Annotated in this window: 17 protein-coding genes and 1 riboswitch; of the genes, 1 reads left to right on the plus strand and 16 read right to left on the minus strand. The window is 29.1% G+C overall.

Translation table 11 applies throughout. The features are described 5' to 3' along the window. Positions 1-28 precede the first annotated feature (28 nt). The 5 genes from HV819_RS01560 to ribD are packed head-to-tail and all read right to left on the minus strand — an operon-like array spanning position 29 to position 3,991. A complete protein-coding gene (locus tag HV819_RS01560) occupies positions 29-637 on the minus strand; it encodes an HAD family hydrolase (protein WP_176269353.1) in 609 nt (202 codons plus the stop codon). After that, a complete protein-coding gene (gene ribH / locus HV819_RS01565; RefSeq protein ID WP_154541428.1) occupies positions 634-1,092 on the minus strand; it encodes a 6,7-dimethyl-8-ribityllumazine synthase in 459 nt (152 codons plus the stop codon). The genes HV819_RS01560 and ribH overlap by 4 nt, the downstream gene beginning before the upstream one ends. Continuing rightward, entirely contained in the window at positions 1,079-2,308 is a 1,230-nt protein-coding gene (ribA, locus tag HV819_RS01570; RefSeq protein ID WP_176269354.1) for a GTP cyclohydrolase II, read from the minus strand. Before ribA ends, ribH begins: the two co-directional genes overlap by 14 nt. Before the next feature lie 5 nt (positions 2,309-2,313). Next, positions 2,314-2,931: a riboflavin synthase gene (locus HV819_RS01575; RefSeq protein WP_154541424.1), complete on the minus strand. Its 618-nt coding sequence runs from the start codon at positions 2,929-2,931 to the stop codon at positions 2,314-2,316. Continuing rightward, a complete protein-coding gene (gene ribD, locus HV819_RS01580; protein ID WP_176269355.1) occupies positions 2,912-3,991 on the minus strand; it encodes a bifunctional diaminohydroxyphosphoribosylaminopyrimidine deaminase/5-amino-6-(5-phosphoribosylamino)uracil reductase RibD in 1,080 nt (359 codons plus the stop codon). Before ribD ends, HV819_RS01575 begins: the two co-directional genes overlap by 20 nt. 81 nt (positions 3,992-4,072) lie before the next feature. Further along, positions 4,073-4,186: riboswitch (FMN riboswitch) on the minus strand. A 185-nt stretch (positions 4,187-4,371) separates the two neighbouring features. Here ribD and HV819_RS01585 point away from each other — a divergent pair. Further along, positions 4,372-5,391 (plus strand): lipid II:glycine glycyltransferase FemX, encoded by a 1,020-nt coding sequence (locus HV819_RS01585; RefSeq protein WP_176269356.1) that lies wholly within the window; start codon positions 4,372-4,374, stop codon positions 5,389-5,391. Between the two features lie 214 nt (positions 5,392-5,605). On the opposite strand, the gene rpsU is transcribed toward HV819_RS01585, so the two are convergent. The 11 genes from rpsU to HV819_RS01635 form a co-directional block, all read right to left on the minus strand. Further along, positions 5,606-5,785, minus strand: coding sequence for a 30S ribosomal protein S21 (gene rpsU / locus HV819_RS01590; RefSeq protein WP_154541418.1), 180 nt, complete (start codon positions 5,783-5,785; stop codon positions 5,606-5,608). A gap of 35 nt (positions 5,786-5,820) precedes the next feature. After that, the gene (locus HV819_RS01595) at positions 5,821-6,162 is read right to left on the minus strand and encodes a histidine triad nucleotide-binding protein (protein WP_176269357.1); all 342 of its coding nucleotides are present in this window, start codon (positions 6,160-6,162) and stop codon (positions 5,821-5,823) included. A 65-nt stretch (positions 6,163-6,227) separates the two neighbouring features. Then, positions 6,228-7,592, minus strand: coding sequence for a branched-chain amino acid transport system II carrier protein (brnQ, locus tag HV819_RS01600; RefSeq protein WP_176269358.1), 1,365 nt, complete (start codon positions 7,590-7,592; stop codon positions 6,228-6,230). A 292-nt stretch (positions 7,593-7,884) separates the two neighbouring features. Continuing rightward, positions 7,885-9,162 (minus strand): ClC family H(+)/Cl(-) exchange transporter, encoded by a 1,278-nt coding sequence (locus HV819_RS01605; RefSeq protein ID WP_154541412.1) that lies wholly within the window; start codon positions 9,160-9,162, stop codon positions 7,885-7,887. Between the two features lie 8 nt (positions 9,163-9,170). Next, the gene (locus tag HV819_RS01610; RefSeq protein WP_176269359.1) at positions 9,171-9,998 is read right to left on the minus strand and encodes a C39 family peptidase; all 828 of its coding nucleotides are present in this window, start codon (positions 9,996-9,998) and stop codon (positions 9,171-9,173) included. A 203-nt stretch (positions 9,999-10,201) separates the two neighbouring features. Then, the gene (locus HV819_RS01615; protein ID WP_176269360.1) at positions 10,202-11,080 is read right to left on the minus strand and encodes a glycine betaine ABC transporter substrate-binding protein; all 879 of its coding nucleotides are present in this window, start codon (positions 11,078-11,080) and stop codon (positions 10,202-10,204) included. A gap of 8 nt (positions 11,081-11,088) precedes the next feature. Continuing rightward, positions 11,089-11,664 (minus strand): ABC transporter permease, encoded by a 576-nt coding sequence (locus HV819_RS01620; RefSeq protein ID WP_235942749.1) that lies wholly within the window; start codon positions 11,662-11,664, stop codon positions 11,089-11,091. Positions 11,665-11,741: 77 nt separating this feature from the next. After that, on the minus strand, positions 11,742-11,936 hold the full coding sequence (locus HV819_RS11505) for a hypothetical protein (RefSeq protein WP_235942750.1): 195 nt from the start codon (positions 11,934-11,936) through the stop codon (positions 11,742-11,744). Next, the gene (locus tag HV819_RS01625) at positions 11,929-13,125 is read right to left on the minus strand and encodes a quaternary amine ABC transporter ATP-binding protein (protein WP_235942751.1); all 1,197 of its coding nucleotides are present in this window, start codon (positions 13,123-13,125) and stop codon (positions 11,929-11,931) included. Before HV819_RS01625 ends, HV819_RS11505 begins: the two co-directional genes overlap by 8 nt. 98 nt (positions 13,126-13,223) lie before the next feature. After that, on the minus strand, positions 13,224-14,126 hold the full coding sequence (locus tag HV819_RS01630) for a diacylglycerol/lipid kinase family protein (protein ID WP_176269362.1): 903 nt from the start codon (positions 14,124-14,126) through the stop codon (positions 13,224-13,226). A gap of 184 nt (positions 14,127-14,310) precedes the next feature. Continuing rightward, complete coding sequence (locus HV819_RS01635) at positions 14,311-16,407, minus strand: glycoside hydrolase family 3 protein (RefSeq protein WP_176269363.1); 2,097 nt, start codon at positions 16,405-16,407, stop codon at positions 14,311-14,313. Between the last annotated feature and the right edge of the window lie 91 nt (positions 16,408-16,498).

A 16,498-nucleotide genomic window follows, 5' to 3' on the forward strand; every position in this document is an offset into this window, starting at 1 on the left:
TTTATTCCCCAAAGTCAAAAGTCCTAAGCTATAAGCTAAGGACTTTTATTTTTAATATATCTTCAATTTTTTCTATTTTATAATCTGAAAGCTCTCCTTCATTTTCTTTGGAATAGCCGTAATTTGCAAAAATGGATATTTGATTGTTTTTAAAGCCAGCCATTATATCTGATAGCCTGTCTCCTATCATAATAAAATCATCATTAATACTTTCATATAAAATTTGGTACTTTTCCTTATAAGAGAAATCTTCTCCTACTAGATAGCTTTCAATGTATCTATCCAAATTATAGATCTCCCTGGCAATATTGATATAAGCTTTAGTACAAGAAGAACATATAAAGATACTATATTTTTTGTTTAGGATTTTTAAAACATCTTCTGTATTTTCAAAAAGCTTACCATACTTAGGCATTAAGCTGATCATATTATTTCCAGTTTCTTTCATAAGCTTTTCTTTATCATAAGAATTATCTAAAAATTCATCCCATATTTTTCGTGGAGGATCACCTAAATATAATAACGGATTTAAAGAAGGACTTTTTATATTGTTATCATTTAAAGTCTTATAAAAAGCTCTTTTGTAAATCTCATCACTTTGATGAAGGGTTTCATCAAAGTCAAATACTAAAATCATATAAGACTTACTAAATTTGCCATCTCTATTGCAGATATTGCAGCTTCACTTCCCTTGTTTCCAGCCTTAACTCCTGCTCTTTGAATAGCTTGCTCTATAGTATCTGCAGTAACTATACCAAATATAACTGGCTTACTAGATTCTAAGGATACATTTGCAATTCCCTTAGAAACTTCACTACATACATAATCAAAGTGTGGTGTTTCTCCTCTTATCACTGCTGCTAAACATATGATAGCATCATAATCTTTTTTTGTCAGAAGTTTTGCAACAAGAGGAATTTCAAATGCGCCTGGAACCTTTATAAGTTCAACTTCCTCATCTTTTACATCATGTCTTTTAAGACTATCAACGCATCCTTCTACAAGCCTATCAGTAATAAAGTGATTAAATCTTGCTACTATAATTGCATATTTTTTTCCACTTGATATTAAATTTGCACTAAACTCTTTCATTTACTTCTCCTTTAAATTCTAATAATTCATGCCCCATTCTTACAACTTTTGTTTTTAAATATGCTCTATCTACATGATTTGAAAGAATTTCGATAGGAATTCTTTTATTAACTCTTATTCCGTACTTTTCAACTTGCTTAATCTTATCTGGATTATTAGTCAATAAGTTTATAGATTTTACACCCAACTCATTTAAAATTCGACTTGCTATTTTATAGTCTCTTAAATCTGGCGAAAAACCTAACTCTACATTAGCATCTACTGTATCAAATCCATTTTCTTGCAAATGGTAAGCCTTAATTTTGTTAAATAAACCAATACCTCTGCCTTCTTGTCTAAGATATATGATTATTCCGCTCTTATTTTTATCTATCATTTCCATAGCCTTATGAAGTTGTTTTCCACAATCACATCTATTTGAAGCAAAAACATCTCCTGTAAGACATTCTGAATGGATTCTAGTTAGGACATTATTTGTACTTATGTCTCCTTTAATTAAGGCTAAATGTTCTTTATTCTCACCTTTATCTATAAAAGATATAGCCTTAAAATCTCCATATTCTGTTGGAAGACTTATAATCTTAGTTTTTTCTAAAGGAAATTCTTCTTTTTTCCTTAAATCAATCTCATTTTCTTTTATATAATTTTTTATAGCTTCAACACTTGTCATCCTAATATTTAATTTTTCGGCAAGCTTTACTACATCCTTACCCTTTAACATATTCCCATCCTCTGCCATTATTTCACAACATAAACCAATTTCTCTAAGATTTGCAATCTTCATTAAGTCTACTGTAGCTTCTGTATGGCCATCCCTAACTAAGACTCCACCATCTCTTGCAATTAGCGGAAATACATGGCCTGGTCTTCTAAAATCACCTGTTTTTGACTCTCTATCTGCCAAGGCTCTAATTGTATACGCTCTTTCAAAAGCTGATATACCTGTAGTAGTATCTACATGATCAACTGATACTGTAAAGGCAGTTTCATGATTATCAGTATTATTTTCTACCATCACATTTAAGTTTAGTTTTTTAGCAATTGATGATGATATGGGAGTACAAATTAATCCTCTTGCATACTTTGCCATAATATTTACCATCTCTCCTGTGACATTTTCGCCTGCACAAATCATATCAGCTTCATTTTCCCTGTCTTCATCATCCGTTACTATTATTATTTCATTATTTTTTAATGCTTTAATTATTTCTTCCATCTTCTTTAAAAACCATTTTCTAATAAAAAGTTTTTATCCAACCTTTCTTTTTTTGTAATAGATTTTTGTATAAATCTTTGAATTATGTCAGTTTCTATATTAATTTTGTCTCCAACTTTCTTATATTTAAAATTGGTCTTATAAAAAGTTTCAGGTATTAATGATACTGAAAAATTATTGAAATTATCGCCAGATACTGTTAAGGATATTCCATCAAGAGAAATCGAACCTTTTTTTACTACAAGATTTTGGATATAATCATTACATTCTATAGTAAATACATTCTCTACAATTTTTTTGATTTTTCCTACTCCATCTACATGACCTTGGACTATATGGCCATCCAGCCTATCTGAAAGTCTCATAGCTCTTTCTAAATTAACTTTTTTGTTTAGAATTGAGATATCAAACTTTGTCATTTTTAAACTTTCTTCCATTATGTCAGCTTTATAGGAGTTATCGTTAATTTCTTTAACTGTAAGACACACACCATCAGTCATTATAGAATCACCAATTTTTGTATTCTCTAAAACTTTTTCACATTCTATTTCGATTTCAACATGTCTTCCCATGTTTTTAAAAGATATTACCTTACCTAATTCTTCAGATATTCCAGTAAACATTTTTTGCCCCAATCATTATATCCGTATCAAATCTTTTAATATCTTCAATCTCAAACTTATATCCATACTTAATATTATCTACTCCCCTACCACTAAAAGCAGATTTAGATCTGTCTCCTGCAATAATTATTGGAGAAATAAATTCATAAATCCTATCTACAAGATTTTCTTTTAAGAAACTATAATTTATAGTAGAACCTCCCTCTACCAAAATTGATCCTAAATTCATCGCATATAATTTATTAACAAGATCATTTAAATCTATCCTATTATTTTTTGATTCACACCTAATAATATTTAAATTCTTATTTGTTGAATATTTACAAGTTGCTATAAATGTTTTTTTATCACTTTCTAAATCAAATATTTTAAAATCTTTGATTTTTTTTTCAATACTTAAATTAGAATCAAGAATAACTCTTACAGGATCAATTCCTCCGTCAATTCTTGAATTAAGCGAAGGATTATCTTTTAAAATAGTTTCCTTACCTACAATAATTGCATCATAATCATTTCTAAGTTTGTGGACATATTCTCTTGAAAACTTATTGCTAATCCATTTAGAATCTCCTGTGTTTGATGAGATCTTTCCATCAAGAGTTTGAGCATATTTTAAAGCTATAAGAGGTCTATTATATTTAATATTAAAGAAAAACTTTTCATTTAATTTAAGACCCTCATCTTCTAAAATTCCAGTTACAACATCTATACCATTATCTAGAAGTTCTTTTATTCCTGAAACCTTAGGATTTGTATCAAGGTTTGAAATAACAACTTTTTTTATACCTCTTTTTATAATCTCTTTTGTACATGGTCCTTGCTTTCCATAGTGAGAACATGGTTCAAGATTTACATAAAGACTTGCACCTTTAGGATCTTCTTTTAGATTATTAAAACAATCTACCTCAGCATGTATCATACCGTAGCCATGATGGTAGCCTTCTGATATGATTTTTCCATCTTTAATTAAAACCGCTCCTACTAATGGATTTCTCAATACTCTTCCTTTTGCTTTTAAAGCTAAATCAAAACATTTTTTCATATAATATTTATCATTCATTTTGCCTCCTCCACAATTCTAGGCAATAAAAAAGATCCCTTTTCAGGGACCTTAAAATTAGATTTCAAAATAAAAACATATTGTAATCTTCTACCATCCAGACTATAACTGTCGGTATAGGAATTTCACCTATTCAGCAAAAAGCTCGCGGACTTTACCGCCGGTGGGGACTTACACCCCGCCCTGAAGAATTGTGTTATTTTATTTACACCTCTATTATAATACATTTTTATAACTTGTCAACGTTATCATAAAAACTATAAAGTTTTGATTCTGAGCATATATATGATATAGTATATTTTTTCATATCCATAGAACAAAATTGAAATTTAATTGAACATTTGATATGATATTAAAGAATATAATTAATCGGAGGACTTATGAAGCTCGATTTAAACAATGATAAACAAGTAAAAAAATATAAAAAATTTCTATATAAACATCCTAGAACCAGCATCTTCCAAGACTTTGCTTGGGCTGATGTTAAAGATTCTTGGGATAGCAATTGTTTCTATATAGAAAAAAACGGTGAAATCAAAGCTGCAGCTCAAGTATTATCTATTTATAATAATAAAGCAGATAAGAAATTGTTTTACTGTCCTAGAGGTCCTGTTTGTGACCTAAATGATATTAATACAACAAAAGAAATTATTGATGAAATAAGAGATTTTGCAAGTAATAATGATGGTTTTTTAGTAAAGTTTGATCCTAACTATGAATTTAGTAAGGAACTTGTTGAAAAATATGAAGACAATGGAATAAAATTTTCTTATGAAATGTATACTTATATACAATTTCCTTATTCTATGATGCTTGATATAGATGGAAGAAACTTTGAAGATGTTATTCAATCTTATTCAAAAAACGGAAGAAAGCAAGTTAGAAAATCTTATAGACAAGGCTTTGAACTTTATATTGGAAATAGAGAAGATATAGAAATATTTTATAATATTACAAAGGAAATGAGTGAAAGAAAGGGAATAAATCATAGACCAAAAGATTATTATTATAAGCTCTATGATGCATTTAAAGATAATTCTAGAATAAGTTTCGTAAAATATAAAGGTGAATTCTTATCATGTTCTTTCCTTATTACTTTTAGAAATTATTCTATAGCACTATATGGAGCTGATAATTTAAAAGAAGATCTTGGTCAATCATATTTTCTAGATGCTGAAGAAATTAGATACTGCTGTGAAAATAATATAAGATATTATGATTTAGGTGGAGTAAAATCTCTAGATATAAGTGATGGTTTATATAACTTCAAAAGAAAACTAACTAACAATAATATAGTAAAATGGATTGGCAATATTGACTGTATTATAGACAAGAATTGTTATAACAAATTTATAGAAGGCAAAGAAAAAACTAATTTCGATCCAAGACTTAATAACTAAAAATATGGGGCTATTGCAGAATGAATTATTCGTTCCAAAATCATTACAAGCTCCTCCTCGACAATTTGGCCTCCCTGAAATGCAGGTTATTCTCAAATTGTCTATGAATTACTTGTAATGATTCAACGTTAGAAATTCATAATTTTCTGTAATAGCTCCATTTTTTATATTTCTTAATTAATAATAAAAAAAGACCCATATGGGTCTTAAATTACTATTTTTTTCTTTTTTTTCTTTTTGCAGCCTCAGATTTCTTTTTTCTCTTGAGGCTTGGCTTTTCGTAGTGTTCTCTTTTTCTATATTCTGTAAGAACACCGGATCTTGCGCATTGTCTTTTGAATCTTTTAATTGCACTGTCAATTGATTCATTTTCTCCAACTCTGATCTCTGTCATCTCTATCCCCCCTCTCGTAGAACACATTTTAATTATCAGCCTGGTGGCCATTGTAGGGATCTTTGAGCTAGTACATGAAAATGCATGTGTTTAACTGTTTGTCCCCCATCAACTCCTGTGTTATTGACTATTCTATAGCCATCTTCTGCTAAGTTTAAATCTTCAGTTATTTTTTTTATAACCATGAAGATATATGATATCAAATCTTTATCTTCGTCTTCAAGCTTAGCCAAACTTTCAATGTGTTTTTTTGGTATAACAAGAAAATGGATAGGTGCCTGTGGATCTTGATCATTAAATGCAATTACTTTTTCATCCTCGTAGATTATATCTGATGGAATTTGACCATCAGCAATCTTACAAAATACACAGTCCATACTTCACCCCCATTAATAAATATAATATCATATTTTTATTAAAAGGTAAAATTTTTTTATAATTTCTACATATTATTACTTCTAATATTTTCTCTATTTAATCTTAGTAAAATAATTCCTACAATAAATCCAATAATAGCAGGTACTAGCCAACCAAATCCTATACTAAATCCAGGTAAGATTCCATCAATAAAAGATAAAATGTTTCTAACTATATTTGAACCTGATATTGGCTTTGGAAGAGCCTTTAAAAAGTCAAATATAGAAAAAACAGCCGTAAAAAGTATTGTAGTTTTAAATATTTTTTTATTTTTACCTATGATTGGAGTCATCAACGATAATACAATAAGTACTATAGCCAAAGGATATAGGTACATTAAAACTGGTATGGATAAGCTAATTATATTTGCAAGTCCTAGATTTGCTATTAAAAATGATACTACTGTAAATAATATTGCATAAGTTTTATAAGACAGAGAATTTGGATACATTTCTACAAACATCTCAGAACATGATATTATTAAACCTATAGCAGTTTTTATACAAGCTATAATTACCATGGCTGCTAGCAGATACTTTCCAAGATCTCCTAAATAATGTTTTGAAATTTTCGATAAAATTCTTCCACCATTATTTCCTAAATCCATTATGGCAACTGATGAAGATGCCATAAATGAAAGTGATACATAGACCAAGCTCATGGCTATCAAGCAAATCACACCACTTTTAAGAGTTTCAATAGCAATTCTATTAGGATTATTAACTCCCAATTTTCTAATACTAGATATAATTATTATGGCAAAAGCTAATGATGCTAATGCATCCATTGTATTATATCCATCTAATATTCCTTTTAATAAAGGATTATCTTGATATGTATCAATTGGCTTATTTGTTCCTAATTCACCCATAGGCTTAACTATAGCAAATATAACCAATATAGAAAGTAATACCAAAAAAGCTGGTGTTAATATTTTTCCTATATTATCCATAACCTTTCCAGGTTTTAAAGAAAAAATAAGTACTATTGCAAAAAATATTAATGAAAATATGAGTAAATACATTCTTATTTTTTCTTCAGCTACAGATGATGCTATACCAACTTCAAAAGCTACTGTTGAAGTTCTAGGAATTGCAAAAAATGGACCTATTGTTAAATAAAGAGCTGATGTAAAAACATAGGCAAATTTATTACCCGCAGTTTGCCCCATTTCAAATAAAGAATCACTTTTTGATATGGCACTAGCAACAACTCCTAACAAAGGAATTCCTACACCGCTTATTATAAATCCAAGTGTAACTAAATATAAGTTAGAACCCGAATTTTGTCCTATCTCGATAGGAAATATAAGATTTCCTGCTCCAAAATATAGACCAAAAAGTAAAGATCCAATCAAGAGAGTTTGGCTAAAATTTAATTTCTTTTTCATTATACTCCTCTAAATATTTATATTTATATAATTATTATGAAAATTATACATATATATTTAATATTAAAATTATAACATATTATAAAGTTTTATTAAAGGTGAATTTAGTAAATAGCTTTTATAAGAACTTATAATTATTTTGCATATTTTTATAGATATAAAAAGGTAGTTTAGCTATCAATAAATTTTAATTTTACTTAATAAAAGACAAACTTAAATATTATTGTTGATTTAAACTTAAATTTTGATATATCATTATATGTCATTCAAATAGAAAAGATGCCTAATAATTTCAACTAAGCATCTTTCTTTTTATTATTATATCTAATAGTGATTCATATATAGGTTCATTTTTTGTAAGTTCTGAAACTATATATGCCATAAGGGTAACTATAACTATAGGTAATAGAAAATCTATCTTACCACCCGTCATCTCCAATATGAGAAAGATTCCTGTTAAAGGTGCCCTAACAATAGAGCCAAAGTGTGCAGCCATAGAGAGCATTGAAAATATAATTATTTCATTTTCTCCTACAAACCCCATTTTAAAAAGTATAGAACCATAAATATTTCCAACTAAAGCTCCCAATGCTAAGAGTGGAAAAAAAATCCCTCCTGGTATACCAGAACAAAAAGCTACAAATAATAATAAAAGCTTACCTACATAAAAATATATCAGTACTTTTATATCTTCATTTCCATTTTGAGCAAGTCCAATAAAATTTTCTCCTGAGCCTAGCATTCTCTTATCTAAAAGTAAGACTATAGATGTAATAAAAAAAGGAATTATATATTTTATTTTTTGACTAATGGCTAATTTATTATATAGATATTTTCCATATAATATTCCCTTATTAAATATCAAAGATGATAAGCCTACAAGAATAGCTAAAAATAAAAGATATGACCAATACTTACTTGATAAATCCAATGAATTATTTATTTTTATTACTGGACTATTGCCAATAAGAAAACTAGTAACAAGACTTGCTGAAATCACAGTCAAAGTAATATATATAAAGCCTATTCTTTTACTTTTTTTCATAAGTTCTTCTATGGAAAAAGCAATGGCTGATATGGGTGCAGTAAATGCAGATGTAATTCCTGAAGACGATGATGCTACAATCATTATATCCTTATCATTTTGAGAAAGTTTAAATATATCGGAAATTATTTCACCGATAGAACCTGCTATTTGAACAGATGGACCTTCTCTTCCAAGACTTAAACCTGAACCAATTGATAATGTTCCACCAATTAATTTATATATTAAACAAGTTAGTGGATTATAAGATAATTTCTTATTAAGCTTTCCAGATATTTGTGGAATACCAGAGCCTCCTATCATAGGTTCCTTATCAACACATATTGCCACTATATAGCCAATTAACAAAAACATAGCTATAAAGATTAAAGATTCTAATAAACCTTTTTGTCCAAATTCTATAAGTATGGCAATCAAATAAATTAGTTTTGGGATAACTATTCTAAATAAAGACACTACTAGACCTGAAATAAACCCTATAATAATTGATATAAATATTAATTTGTACGATATTTTTTCTTCCATCATTTCTCCTAATATAATAGCCATATATTTGCAATTTCATCTTTTAACTGATTAAAAGTCCAAGTTTTTTCAGAATTTTTTATGGAATTTGGATCATTTACTATAAACTTACCATTTTTATAAGAATCAATGACTAATATATGACCACTTAAAGTAAAATAACCCTTATTTACTGATATTAAAAGTGGATATTGCTTTAATATTTCAATCATCTTATCTTCATCAAGATCTATAGTTTTTATATTAAAACCATATTTATTAGCGGCAAAAGTAAAAAATGACCAGTCTATACCATTATCTGTCATATAATTTTCTGCATCTGAAGATAATATGGCTGGATTTAAATCTAAATTCGGATTTAGCCTATTCAAAATCATGGATATAGATGTTGGACCACAACCAGCATAACCTATTACACTAGAACCTAGCCTATTATATGCCCATCTATTGTCCCACTGTATATAATATGGGGTTAACCTATTAAATGATACAGATTCACCATCATAATTTTCAAAATCATATATTCCGTTGTTATAATTATACACAAATTCACTTAAGTCCAAGTCATTCCCAACTAGATTTATATCTGTTTCACTAAGATTATCAAAGTTATTATAAATCCAGTTTATTTTATCATTCTTATCTTTGTTTTTCTCTATATTTTTATATAAGATATCTCTATCATCAGTCTTCTTTTTCCTAAAGATAGATTCCATATCTTCAAAAAAATAAGTAACTTTTTCAAAGATGCTTATATTTGAATCATCACTTTTAAATGAACAGGATGAAAAGATAAATAAAAATATTATTATCAATAAATTAAATTTTGTTTTCATATAATCACCAAAACTATTATATCATAGAAAAAAGATATAAAAAGGGTTATTGCAAAATGAATTAATTGTTCCAAAATCATTACAAGTTCCTCCACAACAATTTGGCTTCCATAAGTCAGCAGGATATTCTCAAATTATCTATGAGTAACTTGTAATGATAAAACATTAGAAATTCATAATTTTGCAACAACCCCTTTAAAACATTAAAAATCTTTTAACTCTTCTATTGAATCTATATCAATATAAGCTGGTACTACAAAACCAATCCTAGCATTCACTAAATTTGATCCTAAATCATCTATCAAATCTCCATACTTATCCATATAATTTTTATGTGTTTGTGGAAGCCAAGCTGAAGGTGTAACATCTGCAGACCCATAAGCAATCGCCGCAAATAAAGGTCCTATCTCAACAGCCATCATTCTTACCTCAAAACCATAATCTTCAAGTATATACTTTAATACATTTGCAGACGCAAGTTCACTATCCCATGTTGCATGAGCAAGATTTATAAGCTCTCCATTAGATACCTTTACTCCTTCATACATCTTTTGGACCCTATCATGGTTATTATTTACCCATTTTCTAGATGCCTCTTTTATATCCATGCCATCATTTAAATCTATTAAAACTTCTTGCATATCATCTACAGTCCATTCAAAATTATCAAGAAGTTTATAGGCATTTGGCTTATCTTTTTTTAAATCTTTTCTTGCAAGTGTATGAATTTCTTCTGGCTTGCCAAATGATTCCTTTGGATCATTAAGAAATTTTAGGTCATATTTTGCAAATTTCCAGTGAGGAGTCCATCCGGTAACTACAATAGGAGCTTTTTTTCTTATGGCATCTCCTAACATTTGAGTCATTACAGCAGATGAACCTGTAGTAAGTGTTTGATGGAGTCCATAATCATCCATGGCTCTTTTTGCTGCTTGCATAGTACCTGAACCAGCTTCTATGCCGATAATATATTCATTAGGTGCATAATCAAAATTTACTTTTTCACCATCTTTATTAGTATCACTGCATCCTGTAAGAATAATTATAATAGCTAAGGTTGAAAATATTTTTTTAATGTGCATATTATAACCTACTTTAACCTATTATTCTTTTTACTAAAAGCTTGAGTAAGTCTATCAAGTATTACAGCAAGTATTACTACAGCTATACCTGATGCGAAACCTACACCAACATCATTTCTTGAAACCGAAGTATAAATTACATTTCCAAGTCCTGGTGCACCTATCATTGATGCAACTACTACCATAGATAAGGTTAGCATAAGTGTTTGATTAATTCCAGCCATAATTGATGGCTTTGCCATTGGTAATTCTAACTCAAATAATTTTTGCCTAGGAGTTGATCCAAAAGAATCAGCTGCCTCTACCAAATCATTTGGCACTTCTCTAATACCTAAATTAGTCATCCTAACAGCTGGAGGCATAGCAAAAATTACTGAAGATATAACTCCAGGAGCCATGCCTATACCAAAAAATGATACAGCTGGTATAAGGTATACAAAAGCTGGCATTGTCTGCATAAAATCAAGAAGTGGCATAATAATTTTTTCTGCAACTTTTGACTTTGATACAAGAATACCTAAAGGTATACCTATTATTATTGCAATTAAGGCTGATGTTATTACAATAGATAATGTAATTATCATATCTTCCCAATATCCCAAATTCCATATTAGGGTAAGTGAAATAGGTGCAAAGATAGTAACTCCTTTAACCTTCTTAGTTAAAAAAAGGCTAATACAATAATTAATAAAATAAATACTAGTGGTGGAAATATGTTAAATACCCTAATAAAAAGTTCGACAATAAAATTTATAAAATCTCTAATTGGATTGAAAACAAAAGAAACATTAATTCTTAACCAATTAACAAGCTTATCTATCCAATCAACTAAGGGTAATGTTGGTATATTATTCATCATTTCTCACCTCATCTTTTGATAAAGCCGCAAGTACTGTCCCTTTAATTATAATTCCTTTAAGAACTTTCCCATCTATAACAGATATTGGTATCTTAGCATCTTGGATATCTGCTACTATATCTTCTAATGGGTAATCCATGTCAATAGTCATCATGTCTTTTTTTATTATACAATCAAGACTTTTTTGACCATTTGCATAAGCATTTGATGCATCTTCTGCAAGTACATAACCTAGAAGTTCTCTTTTATTATTTACAACAAAAATACTTGAATTTCCACTTCTTAGCATTTTTGAAAGAGCTGCTTTTGGCCCATGTCTATTAATATTAATAGTATCTGGTCTAATCATAATATTTGATGCAGTAAGAACTTTTGTTCTATCAACATCTTGAACAAACTCTCTAATAAAATCATTTTTAGGATTTGATAGAAGTTGTTCAGGACTATCGATTTGAAGTATTGAACCATCCTTCATTACAGCAATTTTATCGCCTATTTTTAAAGCCTCATTTAAGTCATGAGTTATAAATAAGACTGTTTTTTTCATCTCACTTTGTAGATAAACAAGTTCATCTTGCATTTCTTTTCTTATAAGAGGGTCAAGTGCTGAGAAAGCTTCATCCATAATAAGAATATCTGTATCTGTTGCTAGTGCCCTTGCAAGTCCAACTCTTTGTTGCATACCCCCTGATAATTGGTCAGGATATTGGTTTTCATATCCTTCAAGACCAACAAGCTTTAACGCTTCCTTGGCCTTTTTATTAACATTCTTGTTTTTTCCATTTTTTATAGAAAGACCATATGCTGCATTTTCTAAGATTGTATAGTGAGGAAATAGGGCAAAGTTTTGAAAAACCATGCTCATTTTTTCACGCCTTGCTTTTCTTAAGCCAACTTCATCAAGTTCTGATATATTTTCATTATCTATAAATATATCACCATAAGTAGGTTCAATCATTCTATTTATCAGTCTAATAAGTGTTGACTTTCCAGAACCTGAAAGACCCATTATTACAAATAGTTCCCCATCTTCTACATCAAAAGAACACCTATTTACACCTACAGTAAGTCCTGTCTTATCTAACATTTCTTTTTTAGACAAACCATCTTTTAGCAAAGGAATTGCTTTTTTGGGATTTTGTCCAAAAATTTTTGTTAATTCTCTAACTCTTATTTTTTCTGACAAATTACCTCCTAACATTTTTAATTTGCTCAAATTTAAAGTACAAAATTTGTTATACTTGATATAATTAAATATTTCAAGATATATATCTTATATTAATATTATTGAATACTTGTATTTGGCAGATATATTTCTATATGTTTTTCTAAAATTTCAATATCACATGGAAGTTTACCATTTATATCTCCATCCATATCAAGTTCAACTTCTTTGCCGTCAAGTTCTTTAATTGATAATTTTTTACAAGTAAAAGATTCTATATTATCATTTTCATCTAACTTTCCAAATAACATATCCTTTGCAGCATCAATTTTTGATAATAATCCTTCTTCAGTCATTATAAAAACTATAAGAAGTCCATCGTTTATGTCACTGTTTTCTTTAGAAAATTCTAAGTTTACAATTTTATTAATTGTCATAACATAAAGTAAAGATGCCTTTGTTTTAAAAGTTTTAAAATCTGATTTTATTTCAATATTTACACTTTCATCATTTGGTATGGTTTTTAATACATTTTTAACGTAAGCAAAACTTCCTAATTTTTCTTTTTCTTCAGAACTTGTTGAGGTAGTGGCATCTATAAGTTTTCCAAAGCAAACATAATATGAAAAATACTTATCATTACACTTTCCAATATCAACTTTTTTAGTTTTTTCGAAAGAAACTTGTTCAATTGCTTTATCTAGCTCATTTGAACCTCCAATTAATTGCATATAGGTATTGTTAGTTCCTCCTGGAAGAAGTCCTAATTTTGGTCTGTATTCCATCATAGATATACCATTAACGGCCTCATTAAATGTACCATCACCACCAACAACAAATATAGAATCATATTTATTTTCACATGCTTTAATGGCAAATTTTTTAGCATCATCTTCTTTTTCTGTCCTTTTATGGATAACTTCATCAAATCCTTCTTCTAATTTTTCTATTATCCTATCAATATATTGATTATTATTTTGCTTACCAGAATTAGGATTTTCAATTAATAAGCATTTTTTCATATTCTTCTCCTTGAATTTAAAAAAGGAGCTGTTGCAGAATGAATTAATCGTTCAAAAATCATTACAAGCTCCTCAAGACAATTTATCCTTCATAAGCCAGCAGGCTGTTTTCAAATTGTCTATGAGTAAATTGTAATGATTGAACTTTGGAAATTCATAATTTTGCAACAGCGCCCTTTTATAATTAATATCTTAAACCATGTCCTAGTTTATATATATTTCCATCGCTATCTTCATAAGCATAAGTTAGCCCATCAGGCATATACTTGTCCTTGTCATAACCTGGTACATCATTTGGTGATATGCATCTTCCATTTTCATCAACAGCTATAACATCTTCTGACTTAGGAAATGTAAATGGAAGTTTTCCACAAGGTTCTACCCTTCCTACTAAAACATCTAATTGTGCTTTTATAAAAGTTTCAAAATGTGATAATAATGCATCAGATAAAGGCTCTACAGAATCAAGCAACCATGGCATAGTTGAATTAACACTAACTATCAATTTCTTATTATTCTTATCCATTATATCTCTAAGCTCTTTTACTCTCTTGATGTTTGCTACTGTAGTTTCCTTATATTCAGTATTATCCATAGACTTATTTATTTTGTCTTCACATAAAGAAAGTTCTAGAAGCCCTGGAGTTGCAGAAAAATAATTACCTGATTTAGGAGTTATAAAACAAATTGCATAATCTGCTTCATTAGGATTATCTACTATGCTAATTTCTTCAAATCCTTTTGCATCTTCTATAGCCTCTTTTTTGTATTCCTCTGCCTTATCAAGCTCCTTGTGTAGGTATTCTATATAAACTTTTGAACCACTCTTAATAGGAAGTGTTTTTTCAGAATTCTTAAGTAATACCAAAGATTTTTGATGAGCTCTATAGGCCTTTTTCTTGTTTTCTTCGTTTTCTACAATTTCTTTTGCCTTATTTTCATCTACATATGTTTTATCATCAAATAAGCCCAGTTTAAACATTTCTGTAAGTAGTCTTTCATTAGCCTCGTTGATTCTTTCTTCTTTTATTAATCCTTCTTCACAAGCTTTTATTATCCATTTAACTTCGTTAGTATCAGAGATTAAATCTACTCCGTTATTTATGGCAAAGGCCGCTCTTTCTTCTTTTGGAAGATGAAGAACTCCCCAAGCCATATTGTCTAAAATACCAGAATCAGAATTTATATATCCCTTGAATCCTAACTTATCTCTTAAGATATTTTGAATAAAATATTCGTTAAAAGCAAATCCGACAGGTTCAAAAGGTATTCTTTTTCCTTCAAAATATTGAACTGCACTTTTTTCGTGACTAGGTATAGAATAATAAGGCATTATTGATGATGCTTTTTCTTCACATGCAACCTTAAATGGTGGAAGATGATATTTTTCTAAAGAACCCTTTGTTTTATAAACATTGAATTTACCCTCTTCATAGTGAGGATCAAAACCGTTTTCTCTTGCCCCACCTCCTGGGAAATGTTTCATGGTTAAAGCTACGCTATCTTTTCCTAAATCTTCACCTTGGAATGAATTTAAAAGTCTCTTGCAAGCATTTGATATAAGGTCTGTATCTTCTCCAAATGTACCATAAAATCTTTGCCATCTTGGATCAGTTGCAGTATCAATCATATACATATAACCTTTTCTAAGACCAGAGTATCTCCATTCATCCCTAGCAATTTCTCCAAATTCAGAAAATATAGAATAATCTCCTCCGTTTGCCCTATCTCCTAAAGCAATAGCAGCAAGACCCAGAGTTGAAGGATATGTCGTAAATACACCTACTGCATCATTCATACCAAATGTTCTCTCAGCATTTTCATTTCTTGAGTTTGATGCTATTATTGCAGGAATACCTAATCTTGTTGATTCACATACTTCATTAATTGTATTGACCCATTTAGCTATTTCAACTTCATTGAAATTATCTCTAAGTATAAAATGTCTTAGATGAAGGTCTTTAATGTGTCCTGTTGTACCATAGTTTTTTTGACCTATAAATATAGTTTGGTCATAAAAAACCTCTTCATCTAAGATACCATCATGACTTGTTTTTGATTTATCTTCTTGACTTAGGCCCATTTTTTGAGATTTAATCATCATATTTCCACACTTCTCTTCAAGTGTCATTCTCTTAACTAAATCTTTTGCTCTTTCTTCTGGACTTAGTCTCCAATCTTCATAGGGATCAAGTCTACCATTGTCATTTAGGTCCTTAAACTCTAGACCTTCTTCTTTGATAATATTTTTGACTTTTGTTATTAGTTTTGGTTGGCTCATATAATCCTCCTTCTTTGTAATTAAATATACCCAAATATAGATTTTTAAATAAAAAAACTGTTAAAGAAAATATTTCCTTTAACAGTTTATC

The organism is Anaerococcus faecalis (assembly GCF_013371425.1).
Classification (GTDB): Bacteria; Bacillota; Clostridia; order Tissierellales; family Peptoniphilaceae; genus Anaerococcus; species Anaerococcus porci.